Below are 13,224 nucleotides of genomic sequence, written 5' to 3' on the forward strand. Positions count from 1 at the left end.
TCCCAGCTTCATCCATTACTGCCACCTGTGCGTACCGTTTGTGGACGTCAATTCCGAGGTACATGGTTCGTTCACCCGGGACGCCAGTGCGTGAAGCAGAGATTCACCTATTCGGGCTTTCCCGGATGCCGCGGGGCGCGGCATCCGGGCTGTAACGCCCATGACTCGGCTTCTTTCGCACACGGACCAGTCAACAAAACGTGCTCTGTGGCACGAAATCCAGGTCGGTCTCTTGCGCCCCATATCTTGTTTCACGCTCTGCTAGGGTAGCAGCGTTTCCATCGAGTCAACAAAGCCTCAACGAATGAAGGTGGGTGTTTGTCGCAGTACGAATTCGGACAGATGCCCTGAGCCTGATGTTATCAAGAAAATCATTGACAGCGTTTTGTCATCAATTTAGTTTTATTTATGAAAGAACATTCGTGAGTTCTCATTCGGATCTGGAAAAATAGTTGGTATATAGTATATTGTCCGATTATAAACCACGATATCATAATTAGAAAGTGATAGAGGGCTAGGGCCCTACTATCGAAAAAATGGCTACCGTCGCAGAATTCACCACTCGCCCCTCGCAATTTCCTATTGGGAAAGTATTTGCTGAGTATCCTATGGTAAATGTGGAGGTAGAACAAATAAAACAGACCGAGACAGCTATTGTACTCTACTTTTGGCTGATTACGGAATCAACCCCCCCATCAGATTCTGAATTGATGGATACTGATATTTTCAGTTCCGTCGAACTACTTGATACACTCCCGGACGAATCTCTCTACTCAGCACGTCTGAAAAGCGATCGCGAAAGTATCTTTGTTGGAATAACTAACGCAACTGTGAATCTGGAAGAAGCAAAGTCGGATGGACCTGAGTGGACGTTTCGACTTCAGGCCGAGTCAGCTGAACAGCTTTCTACATTTCAATCGTACTGTAAAGAAAACGACTTCAGTGTTCGGTTGACTCGATTTCCGACACAAATCCAGATATTCAATAGGCGAGAGTATGATCTCACCGAGAAACAGTACGAAGCATTAACACTAGCATATACTGAAGGTTATTTCGACAAACCTCGAAAAACAACTTTGGAAGAACTCGGCGAGACACTGGGCGTTACTCAGCCAGCAGTGTTGGCGAGGCTACAGAACGGAGAAAAAAATATCCTTGAGAATACGATTGTGCGTTCTGTGAATTCAGAAGCTAGGTCTCGATAGACGCGTAATCAAGACGGGTACTATCCTGATCTGCTTTTACTAACACCTCTGGAGCAGCTACCTGAGAGCTGATTATTTAACCAACCCCACACTCGATGAAATAAAGTATTGGTTAACGGACCAATATTGAAGTGTGCCTCGGCGACATAAAGGGCCAAATGAATAACCTGAGTGCTATATATTAGAATATATTAGTATAAATCGGGATTCTTGTATCCGCATCCTGTAGTCGTAGACATGCCATGCTGTACTAGCGATCAGAGGCAAACGATGCGGGATCTCAAAGCGAGCTATGCCTGCGACCACAAAGAGCCACTTAGACGAACACGGACTTACCTAGTCGAAAGCCGTAATTCAGAAGCACTCGATGGCCGCGAGTGACGTTGAGGTAATCGTGTCCTCTGATAAGTATCCCCAGTTTCCTGTCGGGAAATCGGCGGACCGCGACGCGGCGTGGTTACCGGGTGTCGACGCTTTCGGTAGCGACAGGTCCTGGGTGGCGACCAACTCGACGATCGAGATCGTACTGCCTTACTCTGCCTCCCAGGAGGGATTCTCGCAGTGAGGGTGACAAAGCGACCGTCGTGTGCGTGCTCGGTGGGAACAATCCAGTGTAACTCAAAAACACCGCTGATATTTTGCGGTCTCGGATCCTACGTGAAATCATCGAACCCCGTTCGGAGGACCTTCCAGTGAGCGAGAAAGATCTGACTGATCCCGAGTACTATCTCAATCGGGAACTCTCCGAACTCGCTTTTCAGGAACGCGTTCTCTGCGAGGGAATGGACGAGCGAAATCCACCGCTCGAACGGCTCAGATTTCTTGCGTTTTTTACGAAGAATACGGATGAGTTCTTCATGAAACGCGTGGGTGGGCTCAAACAACAGATCGACGCCGGCGTGACAGGGACGACGCCGGACGGTCGGACGCCGGAACAGCAGTGGACTGAGGTGCTCGAGGAAGCGCGTCCACTCTTTCGAGAGCAGTCCGAGTACTGGCGTACCGTCCTGCGACCAACACTCGCGGACGAAGGGATCGAGATCCTCCCTGTTGACGAGTTACAGGCGGACGCACAGGAGAAGCTGAGCACCCACTTTGAAGAGTCTATCCTTCCCACGCTGACACCGCTCGCGTTCGATCCGGCGCACCCGTTTCCGTTCATTTCGAACCTCTCGCTTTCGCTCGCGGTGCTCTCGTCGAACGGCGCCGACGAAACGACGTTCACTCGGATCAAGATCCCGCCGAATCAACCTCGGCTCGTAAGCGTTCCCAACGAGAACGGACGGTACGTCCTCATCGAGGACCTTATCGAGTCCAATCTCGACCTCCTGCTCCCCGACCTCGAGATCAGCGACGTGTCCAAGTTCAAAGTCACCCGAAACGCGGAGGTGCGGCGTGACGAGGAGGTGGCCGAAGACCTCATCGACATGGTCGAGGAGGTCCTCGAACAGCGTCGCTTCGCGACGGTCGTCCGCCTAGAGGTCGACGACGACATGCCCGAGGAGTCACTCTCGATCCTGAAGAGACACCTCGACGTGGACGACCGAGAGGTGTTCCATCGAAATGGTCCGATCGACTTTGAGGACTTCTTCGAGCTCGTCGACCTCGATCGTCCCGATCTCAAACCCCCGGAATGGAGCCCGAAACCGCACCCTCGACTGGGGTCGGTGACGAGCGACGAACAAGACGGGACGAACGACATCTTCGAAGAGATTCGGGCGGGCGATGTCCTCGCGCATCACCCGTATCACTCCTTCGAGGGGACGGTCCAGCGTTTCCTCCACGCGGCGGCGAACGACCCCAACGTGCTCGCGGTGAAGGCGGCGATCTATCGGACCGCGAGCGACTCGAAGGTGATTCAGAGCCTCATCGACGCCGCCGACAACGGGAAACAAGTGGCGGTGATGGTCGAACTGAAGGCACGGTTCGACGAGAAAAACAACCTCGAATGGGTCCGACAACTCGAAGAGGAGGGGATCCACGTCGCCTACGGGACCGTGGGTCTGAAGACTCACACGAAGACGGCGCTCGTCGTTCGAAAGGAGGACGACGGAGTCCAGCTGTACTCGCACGTCGGGACCGGGAACTACCACTCGGGGACAGCGAAGGGGTACTCCGATCTCGGACTGTTGACCGCCGACCGGGATATCGGATTCGACCTCACGAAGGTGTTCAATTTCTTCACCGGGCCGACGCTCGACGATCGCTTTCGGAAGCTCCTGATCGCTCCCGTCACGATGCGGGAGCGGTTCACCGAGATGGTCAGGCGAGAGGCCGAGCACGCCCGGGCCGGTCGGCAGGCGCGAATCGTTGTGAAAATAAACGGCCTCGAAGACCCCTCGATGGTCGAGGAGCTGTACCGCGCCTCGATGGCGGGGGTCGAGATTGACCTGATCGTCCGGGACATCTGCCGGCTCCGCCCCGGCATCGAGGGGGTGAGCGACAACGTCACCGTCCATTCGATCGTCGGCCGCTTCCTCGAACACGCCCGGATATTCTACTTCGAGAACGGGGGCAAACCCCGGTGGTATATCGGATCGGCCGATTGGATGACTCGTAACCTGGACTACCGCGTCGAGGCGGTCACCCCCGTCGAGACCACGGAGCTCCGAGAGCAGCTCCGGTTCGTCTTGGAAGCCTCTCTGAGCGACAACCGCCGTCGGTGGGTGATGCGGAGCGACGGGAGTTACGAACGGGCCCCGAGCGATGACAAGCCGGTACGAGACGTCCAAGAGACGCTGATGGCGGCCACGGAGGCAGCTCTCGACCGCGGATATGGACCCGGACTGGCGGTCGATCCGGACCGCATCGAGGAGAAACTGCTCGTCGAGGACGTTGGAGAGGAGGAGCCGGACGCCGACTCCGCGGAGCCCGACGGGATTGTTCCCGATGACGACGAGGAACCACCGCATTCGGACGGCGGCGACGCGTCGGTCTTCGACGCGTACGCCGACCACTGGTATCGTCCGGACAGCGACACGTACAGCTGGGCGGTCCGGACGACCGACGGCGAGCGACGATACTTCAAGACACGGGACGGGGCGAGCCGTCGGCTACGGGCGGAGTACGACAGCTCCGAGGACCGAGACGAGGAATAAATCACCGGCGTCGTCGTCGCTCCGCTTCCACGGAGACGGACTCGACCGCAGGCCGGAGAGGCTGCTCAGGCGGGATCGACGACCTTCGAGCTGGCGCGATCCTGATGTGTCTTCGACGCGACGGTGTGGAACTTGTCGTTTCGGTAATCGTACGCGGTGAGCTCTCCACCGTAGACGCAGCCGGTGTCGAGCCCGACGGCGTGTTCGCGGTCTACCGGCCGATCGTGGACAGTGTGTCCGAAGAACACGCGATAGGGGCCATCGTAGTCGTCGTACCAGAACGGCCCGTCGTACCCGTCGCCATGTGGGGAACGCATCGTCAGCAGCTCGTCGGCGGTGTGGTCTTCGAGCGACCGTTCGGGGTCGACGCCGCCGTGTACGACGAGGGCGGTGTCGAACGAGATCGCGATCGGGAGCGACTGGAAGTACTCCCGGTCCCCCTCGCGGAGCCAGTCGGGATCCTTATCGCCGCGCAGGATCTTCTGTTCGTTGTTCCCGCGGATGCTGACGAGACGCGGGTCTGCGCGGACGAAGTCGACGACGCCGGGGCTGTCGGGGCCTTTCCGCACGAGGTCGCCGACGAAAATAACAAGATCGTCGTCGTTTAGTTCGAGCCGTGAGAGAAGCCGTTTGAGAACGTCCAAGCTCCCGTGAACGTCTCCGACCAGGTAGACATCTTCGTATCGATCGATATCGAACCGAGTGTGTTGTACTTCAATGTCGGCGCCAAACTGAGGTTTCGTGCTCATATGTTGGTTTAGGAGGGACGTGCGTTCCCGGTTGAACCGGTGTTCAAACAAATGTAGCCACTCGCCCGGTTAAGCCGTTTCTAATAGCGGACTATACTGCTATTTATTTCTCGCGGGCAAGGTCGACTATCATGACCTAGGAGCTGAGAGGGGTTAATTAACGTTCGGTTGAGTTCCGACTCTGCGGCGACACGGGCACCCGGTTCTCCGTGAAAGTCCGGAGCGGTCAGGAGCATCAGTCCGCCCGTTCCGGCTCCGAATCGCGTATCGGTTCCCCGCAGCGGACCGCTCGACGGAGGCCGACCTCGGCGATGTCGGTGCCGCATTCCGCGGTACGGCGCAGTCCCCGCGAGACGCGGCGGAGCGCCACCGTGTCGCCCCCGGCGTCGGCCAGCTTTTGATCGAAGGCGTCGAGACGCTCCCGGATCTGTCGCAGGTCATCAATTGCGGTCCGTGCCATGTCGACGTTCGCGTCGCCGAGGACGACGTCCACCCCGTCGGACACGGTCCCGCGGACCGCGTCGCCGATGTCGCGACACTCCTCCAGCTGGGCCTCCACGGGGGCCTCGTCGAGCGATGCCGCGGCGTCACCGATTTCCGCCGCGGCGTCGCGGACGCGACGAAGCTCGCGCATCGCAGTCCACAGCTCGAATAGCTCCGAGCGGTTCTTTCCGAGGGAGTCGACCTCGCCCAGGTCCGCCATGCCGCAGGAGACGGACCGTTCGACCATCGCCGACAGGCGGTCGACCTGCTCGTCTCGGGAGCCGATCGGCGGCGAGTCGGGGGGCGACTCGAGGGCGGCGACCGCGTCGTGGTGGACCGAGCGCACGGTGAACGCCAGTTGCCGGAGCGACTGGCTCACCGACACTTCCTCCGAGTCCAGCATGATCCGCACCGTCGTCCCGGCCTCCGACTCCGCGGCCACTGACATCCCGATCCGCTCGCGGGCGACCCGTTCGACGACCCGCCGAACTTCCGGCGTGAGCGGTCCGTCCCGCTCGATTGTGACCTCTCGCGCGCCAGCCACGTACGCCGCCCGCAGCGCGCGCTCGATTACCTCCGAGTCGATCGACTCGACCCGAGCGGCGGCCGGCGCTTCGTCGTCGGTTTGCCCCCGCACTTGGACCGCCAACACCCCGTCGATGTAATCGTGTAGCGTCACGACATCGCCGGCGGAGAGGCCGTGCGACTCGGCCCATGCCTTCGGGAGCGAGACGGTGTACGTTCCGTTTCCGACGGTCTGAACCTTTCGCGTCTCCATGGTTAGTAGAGCAGCTCCGGGTCGTTCTCGACCATGTACAGGGTGCGCGCCGCGATGTTCACGGCGTGGTCTGCGACCCGTTCCAGGTCCCGGATCGTCAGCAGCACGCGCGAGACATCGTCCAATTGCCGCTCGGCGCCCCATGTGTCGTCGTTCTGCGCTATCAGGTCTCGGGTGACGATCTCGCTGGCGTGTTGACACATCGCGTCGACCTCGTCGTCGGCCTCGGCGATCGCGCGACACTCGTCGGCGTTCCGCGTCTCGTACGCCGCGAGGCTGCGTTCGAGGAGCGCGCGTGCCGCCTCCCCGAGCGCCTCGATCTCCGCGTCCGGCGCGACCGTCCGCGTCGCGGCCCGCGAGTAGTTCGCGAGGTTGACGGCGAGGTCGCCGACTCGTTCGAGGTCGGTGATGATCTTGAACGAGGCGGTGACGAACCGGAGGTCGCCGGCGACCGGCTGCTGGAGCGCGAACAGGTCGACGCAGCGGTCCTCTAACCGCAGGTACGTCTCGTTTATGTCGGCGTCGCCGTCGACGACGTCCTGCGCCAGCGACTCGTTGCGGCGCTCGACCGCTTCGAGGCTCCTGTCCAGCCGCTCGACGACCTGATCGCCCATCGCGAGCACGTCGGACCGGAGTTCGTCGAGAGAGTCCTTATAGCGTTCCCGGGGCATGCGATTACCCGAACTTCCCCGTGATGTAGTCTTCGACGCGCTCGCTGCGCGGGTTCTCGAACACCTGATCAGTCTCGCCGTACTCGACGAGCTCGCCGCCCGTGAGGAAGACGGCGGTCTGGTCCGAGATGCGCGCGGCCTGCTGCATGTTGTGGGTGACGATGACGACCGTGTATTCCTCGGAGAGGTCGTCGATCAGGTCCTCGATCTTCGCGGTGGCGATGGGGTCGAGCGCCGACGCGGGCTCGTCCATCAGGATGATCTCCGGGTCGACCGAGAGGGCGCGGGCGATACAGAGGCGCTGCTGTTGCCCGCCCGAGAGCCCGAGCGCGTTGTCGTCAAGTCGGTCGCTCACCTCGTCCCACAGCGCTGCGTCGCGGAGGCAGCGCTCGACGAGCTCGTCGCGCTCCTCGGCGTCGCTCCGGTTCAGCAGCCGGGCGAGCAGCCCGGTATCGAGGTCGCCGTGTTTCTTCGGGCCGTAGGCGATGTTCTCGCGGATCGACTTCGGGAACGGGTTCGGCGACTGAAACACCATCCCGACCCGCTTCCGAAGCTCGACGAGGTTGACCCCGTCCTGATAGATCTCTTCGCCGTCCAGCTTCACCGAGCCGTCGATCTGGGCGGAGCTGACCCGGTCGTTCATCCGGTTGAGACAACGGAGGTACGTTGATTTCCCGCAGCCGGACGGGCCGATCAGGGCGGTGACGCTCTTCTCCGGGATCTCCATCGAGACACCCTTCAGCGCGTGGTCATCACCGTAGTGGACGTCGAGGTCCTCGACGGCCATCTTGGCTTCTCCCTGGAACTCGTACTCTCGCCACTCGTCTCGCGTCTGCTCGACGCTTTCGCCGGCGGTCGTCGTGAGTGGCTGGTCGGTGCCCGTCGTCGCGGTCTCCGTCTGCGGTTCCGTCTCGGTCCGTGGGTTGGTATTCTCGCTCATTGGTGATCAGGTGTGTCTGAGCCGCCGCCGGAAGTAGTAGCGCGTCGCGATTCCGATCGCGTAGAAGGAGAGGACGACGACGAGCAGCACGAGCGCCGTCGCCCAGCGGAACTCGTCCGCGTTCCCGACGTTGCTGCTCGCGCCGACGCCGGCCGTGATCAGCGCGTACAGCTGGTACGGGAGCGCCGAGGTGGCCTGGAGGAGCTCCGGGTTCGCGACGAACGGCGGTGCCGACGTGAACTGGAAGCCGCCGATGACGTCGGCCGTCTGGGAGCCGGGAACGAACGTCCCGCCGGCCATCGTCAGCAGAATCGGTGCCGTCTCGCCGGCGATCCGGCCGACGCCGAGTATGACGCCGGTGACGACGCCCGGCAGCGCCGCGGGGAGGACGACGCTCCGAATCGTCTGCCACTTCGAGACGCCGAGCGCGGCGCTCGCGTCGCGGTACTCGTCGGGGACAGAGAGCATCGCCTCGCGCGAGGTGATGACCACGAGCGGTAACAGCATGAAGCCGAGCGTGATCATCCCGGAGAGCAGCGACTTCCCGTTCCCGAACCGCGGGATCAGGAAGGCGAACCCGAACAGGCCGAAGACGATGCTCGGGGTGCTCCACAGCCCGTTGGTGGCGACTTCGACGACCTGCGTGAACCGGCCGCGCTCGGCGTACTCGGTGAGGAACAGCGCCGCACCGACGCCGAGCGGGACCGCCAGCACGACCGCGCCGGCCACCAGCCAGACCGTGCCGACGATCGCGGGCAGCACGCCCTGGAAGTCGTTGAACAGGGCGACGCCGTTCATGAGGAACGGAACAGAGACCGGGAGCGCGACCGACACGCCGAAGATCGACGTCGTCGGTCCGGTCCCGAATCCGAACTCGGTGCCGTTCAGCAGGCCGGGGATCCCCTGAACGACCACGAAGGCGACGAGGATGAACAGGAAGGCGACGATAGAGAGCGCGTTCACGTATACGAGCACGTACGCGCCCATGTGTCGCCCGCGGGCGCCGAAGCCGCCGTACGCCTTCGCTGACGCCCACCCGCCGTACAGCGCGCTGAACAGCGTCGAAACGGGGATGAGGAACTCCGCGGTGATCGCGGCCTTCTGTGCCCAGCCGAGCTCCCAGACCCACGTCGGGCCGATGGCGCCCGTTAGGAAGACGAGTCCCGTCACCCCCAAGAGGGCCCCCAGCGGGACCGTCGACCCGAGGTCCTCGCGGGGGAGGACTGTGGCCGCGAACGCGACGGCGCCGGTAGCGACTCCGGCGGCGACACCGACTCCTGAGCCGAGGCCAAGCGTCTGGCTCGCGACGACACCCCCGATGACGACCCACGGGATAGCGGCGCCGAAGCCCGCGATGAGCCCGGCGCTCGGGTCCGGATTCGTCTCGACGTAGCCGAACCGCGACCCGACGCCGAAGGCGATCACCGTGACACCGAGCGCGGTCAGGAGGCCGCCGAGCAGCGTCACGGTCTGGACCTCGAACAGCGAGCCGGTGAGGCTGACGCGATCGAACAGCGCCGCGACGGCGAGGACGAACAGGATCGCCGAGAGCCCGACGGCCACCGCGGCGACGGCGTCCGTCTCGGTCGTCTCCGATTCGACCAGCCGCGTGTCTGTCTGGCCCGCTCCCGCCATCAGATCTCACCCCCCAGCCGCTTGTGCATCCGCCATTCGATGTACTGCGCGCCGATCGAGATGACGAGGACGGTGACGAACAGGATAACGCCGGCGACGAACAGCGCGTCCATCTGGAGGCCGTCGGCCTCGCCGTAGTTGCGCGCGATGATCGAGGTCAGCGTCTCCTGGCCGTAGAAGACGTTGACCAGCGGCTCCGTGAGCCGGGGGACGCCGCGGAGCATCACCGTCGCGGCCATCGTCTCGCCGATGGCGCGGCCGACGCCGAGCAGGACCGCGGCGGAAACGCCGGAGAACGCCGCCGGCAGCGTGATCGATGTCATCGTCTGCCAGTCGGTCGTCCCCATCGCTAGCGACCCGCTTTTCATCGACTCCGGAACGCTGCTCAGCGCGTCTTCCGCGACGGAGACGACCGTCGGGAGCGCCATCAGGCCGACGACGATGCCGACGAAGAGGTACGACCCCTGGCCGGTCGTCTGGAACTGGTCGGAGGCCCACGGACCCAGCACGGTGAACCCGATGAACCCGTAGACGATGGAGGGGATGCCGGCGAGGATCTCGACGCCGGGCTTGACGACCTCGCGGACGGTCGGGGGAGCGATCTCCGAGAGGAACAGCGCCGCCGAGACGCCGAGTGGCGCGGCAACGGCCGACGCGATGAGCGTCACCATCACCGTGCCGTGGATCATCGGCACCATCGAGTACCGGATCGGCGGCGAGACCGCGTCCCAGTTCGGCTGGATGAACATCCGGAGCCCGGGGACTGTGATCCCGTACACCGTCGCGCTCTCGTACCGGATCACCGGGACCGACTCCCGGAAGATGAACACGATGATCAGTCCGAGAATGAGGATCGTCGAGATGGTCATCATCAGTGCGATGACGTACGCCGTCTCCTCCTGATAGCGGACCCAGCCGACCGCCGACGATCCCAAGAAGGCGGTGAAGGGGACGATAGTCCAGTCCGAGACGGCCAGGAACCCAACGAGCGCGCCGAGGAGCGACAGCGTCATGACCACGAGGATCCCCAGCGCGGCCGGCTCGGTCTCGGCGACGAACCGTTTGGTCTGCCGGACTTGCTCGCCGACTGCGCTCCGTATCCGTCCGTCTCGAGAGTCTATTACCTGTGCCATGGATTTGGTATGAGTGGCATGTGCGTTTCGTGTGTCATGGAAGTGTTTTCAACTCAAAGGCGGGTTCCGAACGCCTCGGGGGCGCGGGTGTTCGAGGGGGGGCGATCCCCGAGCGGCGCGACGCCCCCGTCACAGCGTGTGACGGAGATCGACTCGGTTCGGACCTACGGCGCCAGCAGCTCTTCCGTCGCGACCGACGAGACCTGCTCTTTCATCGATTCGAGGTCGCTCGTCGGGAGCGGGATGTAGTTGTTCCCCTCAACGAAGATGGTCTGCCCGTACTCGTTGAGGAACATATTAACGAACGCCGCCTCGCGCTGGTCGTACCCGCCGCCGTCGGGGTTGCTCTCCTCGATGAGCGTGTACATGTGGAGGTCGCGGTTGAGCGGGTAGCTGCTGTCGAAGATGGTGTTCTCCGCGTCGCGACTGGTCTCGTACAGCGTGCCGTCGAAATTGATGGCGATGGGGGTGACCGTCTCGCTCGTGAACGCAAGCGCCATGTACGCGATGGCGCCCTCGTTCTGGGAGACGGCCTGGGCGACTTGCTGGTTCTGTCCGAAGCGCGTGTCCACGCCCGACATCGAGGCGTCGGCGCTGCCGAGCATGTTCAGGCGGAACGAGGTGTCGGTGCCCGACCCCTCGGCGCGGCCGATGGCGTAGATTTCCTGGTCGTAGTCGATGCCGTCGATCTGGTTCCAGTTCGTGATCTCGTCCTGATATATCCCGCGGATGTCCTCGCCCGTCAGTTGGGTGACGCCGGCGTCCGCGACGTCGGAGCTGATGACGACCGGCTGCCCGTCGCGGCCGACGACGTTGTCGACGACCTCGTTCTGGGCCTTCTCCTCGCTCCAGCCGAGCTCGGCCGTGATGGGGCCGGAGGAGTTGCCGATGTCGACAAGCCCCTCGGTGACCGCCTCGCAGCCGGTTCCCGAGTGGCTCAGGCCGACCGTCGTCGGGAACGGCGGCGAGGAGCGCTGCTCGGTCGGCTCGAAGCCGAACTTCGAGGCGAAGTAGTCGGCGAGAAGCATGTCGTCCGCGCCGTCGGACGAGAGCGTGTTCCAGCCGGGGACCGAGCTCTCGTCGTTCGCGCCCCAGTACTCGCCGTCGCTCGACGGGGCGTTGGAGTTCCAGTACGAGCTCCCCGTGTTCGAGATGGGGTACACTGTCGAGGAGCCCTCCGCGTTGAGCAGGGCCGTGTTCGGACCGGAGCCGCCGTCGCCTCCGTCGCTGCCGGAGCCGCCGCCGCTGCCGTCACCACTCCCGCTCTCGCTCTGACCGCCGCAGCCCGCCAAGCCGGCGGTGCCGAGCGCTCCCGAGGTGATGAGGACCTTCCGCCGCGATACGCCGCCGTCAGCCCAGTTCCGATCTGACATCAAGTGTGAGGATACCCTAATTTAATAAGAAACCTTATAATTCTAATATATTCAAGGGTAGAGAGCCACGTAGCGATACCTATTTTATATGTTATTCTTTTGGCTATATATTACGCAATATTGGTATGTTGGGAACTGTTCATGAATGATCGACTCTGACGGAAGGTATAGGGCCCCCCGTCGGAAATGCCGAGGTATGAGTGAGTTCGCGCCCCCAGAGGTTCCCCTCGACGAGCTCGTCGACGACGTCGCCGACCGGACGGGTGAGGACCCGGAGTCGGTCCGGACGTGGCTCGACCCGTTCACCGACGACGGGAGCGTCACGCCCGAGGCGATCGAGGCGACCGTCACCGACGTCTCACAGATACTCGCCACCGCCGAGACGCGGGTGGACCTCGCGACACGCACCGTCGAGGACGCGAGCGACGCCGTCGGCGACGTCCCGGACCTGGAGATCGTTCGGGTCCGACAGAACGCCTTCGAGGAGCGGCTCGCCGATCTTCGGTCGGATGTCGAGGGACTCGGCGGGGAACTCTCGGCGGCGACGGACGACCTCGACTCGTCGGTCGATATCTACGAGGCCGCGGTCGACCTCCACGAGGTGACGACCGACGCGCAGCAGATCGTCCGTGTCGCCCACGACCTCGAGACCGAGGTCGAGGCGTTCGAGGCGTGGCTCGGATCGGCCAACCGGCGGCGCGACGCGCTCGTCGACGACGTTGAGGCCGCCGAGGAGTCCGCCGAGTCCCTCAGAGAGATCGTCGAGTCGCTTCGGAATGCGGACGACCCCGACCCGGAGCGGTGGTTCGACGCCACCGTTCAGGCGCGCGTCCTTGACATCGTCGTCGCCGATCTCCGGACCGAGACTGCCGGCCTCCGGGAATGGGCAGAGCGCGAGGACAAGTCGTTCCCGGACGACATCGAGACGCGGATCGATTCGGTCCGGGACGAGGCTGCGGCGAGCGCTGAGGCGCTCGCTGACCGCCCAGACTGGGACGACCGGTTCGATGAGCGGCTTGAGGATCTCGACGCCGCGCTCTCAGCCGTCGAACCGCCGGTCGCCTGGGGCTACGTCGACGAGGTAATTCAGGAGGCACGCGAGGGGATCGCGGCCGACGGACTGAGCGAGGACTGAGGACAGGTTGCCCTGATTGCCGCC

Annotated in this window: 10 protein-coding genes; 3 read left to right on the forward strand and 7 right to left on the reverse strand. The window is 62.9% G+C overall.

The window, feature by feature from the left end:
* Nucleotides 1–536: 536 nt before the first annotated feature.
* Together ACI944_RS05545 and ppk1 are read left to right on the forward strand one after the other, a co-directional pair.
* Nucleotides 537–1,205: a helix-turn-helix domain-containing protein gene (locus tag ACI944_RS05545; RefSeq protein WP_411718066.1), complete on the forward strand. Its 669-nt coding sequence runs from the start codon at nt 537–539 to the stop codon at nt 1,203–1,205.
* A gap of 692 nt (nt 1,206–1,897) precedes the next feature.
* Nucleotides 1,898–4,303 carry a polyphosphate kinase 1 gene (ppk1, locus tag ACI944_RS05550; RefSeq protein WP_411718067.1) on the forward strand — a complete coding sequence of 802 codons (2,406 nt, stop codon included), beginning with the start codon at nt 1,898–1,900 and terminating at the stop codon, nt 4,301–4,303.
* A gap of 65 nt (nt 4,304–4,368) precedes the next feature.
* Here ppk1 and ACI944_RS05555 read toward each other — a convergent pair whose 3' ends face one another.
* From ACI944_RS05555 to ACI944_RS05585, 7 genes are all read right to left on the reverse strand, one after another.
* Nucleotides 4,369–5,052: a metallophosphoesterase family protein gene (locus ACI944_RS05555; protein WP_411718068.1), complete on the reverse strand. Its 684-nt coding sequence runs from the start codon at nt 5,050–5,052 to the stop codon at nt 4,369–4,371.
* Nucleotides 5,053–5,287: 235 nt separating this feature from the next.
* Nucleotides 5,288–6,313 carry an AbrB/MazE/SpoVT family DNA-binding domain-containing protein gene (locus ACI944_RS05560; protein ID WP_411718069.1) on the reverse strand — a complete coding sequence of 342 codons (1,026 nt, stop codon included), beginning with the start codon at nt 6,311–6,313 and terminating at the stop codon, nt 5,288–5,290.
* A gap of 2 nt (nt 6,314–6,315) precedes the next feature.
* Nucleotides 6,316–6,984, reverse strand: coding sequence for a phosphate signaling complex protein PhoU (gene phoU, locus ACI944_RS05565; RefSeq protein WP_411718070.1), 669 nt, complete (start codon nt 6,982–6,984; stop codon nt 6,316–6,318).
* Between the two features lie 4 nt (nt 6,985–6,988).
* Complete coding sequence (gene pstB / locus ACI944_RS05570) at nt 6,989–7,924, reverse strand: phosphate ABC transporter ATP-binding protein PstB (RefSeq protein WP_411718071.1); 936 nt, start codon at nt 7,922–7,924, stop codon at nt 6,989–6,991.
* Between the two features lie 6 nt (nt 7,925–7,930).
* Nucleotides 7,931–9,559 (reverse strand): phosphate ABC transporter permease PstA, encoded by a 1,629-nt coding sequence (gene pstA, locus ACI944_RS05575; protein ID WP_411718072.1) that lies wholly within the window; start codon nt 9,557–9,559, stop codon nt 7,931–7,933.
* Nucleotides 9,559–10,692 (reverse strand): phosphate ABC transporter permease subunit PstC, encoded by a 1,134-nt coding sequence (pstC, locus tag ACI944_RS05580; RefSeq protein WP_411718073.1) that lies wholly within the window; start codon nt 10,690–10,692, stop codon nt 9,559–9,561. Before pstC ends, pstA begins: the two co-directional genes overlap by 1 nt.
* Before the next feature lie 164 nt (nt 10,693–10,856).
* Nucleotides 10,857–12,065, reverse strand: a complete 1,209-nt coding sequence (locus ACI944_RS05585; protein ID WP_411718074.1) for a PstS family phosphate ABC transporter substrate-binding protein — start codon at nt 12,063–12,065, stop codon at nt 10,857–10,859.
* Between the two features lie 196 nt (nt 12,066–12,261).
* Here ACI944_RS05585 and ACI944_RS05590 point away from each other — a divergent pair, with 196 nt between their 5' ends.
* Nucleotides 12,262–13,200 (forward strand): halo transducer protein, encoded by a 939-nt coding sequence (locus ACI944_RS05590; RefSeq protein WP_411718075.1) that lies wholly within the window; start codon nt 12,262–12,264, stop codon nt 13,198–13,200.
* The last annotated feature ends 24 nt before the right edge of the window (nt 13,201–13,224 follow it).

It is taken from the genome of Natronomonas sp. (genome assembly GCF_046710025.1).
GTDB lineage: Archaea > Halobacteriota > Halobacteria > Halobacteriales > Haloarculaceae > Natronomonas.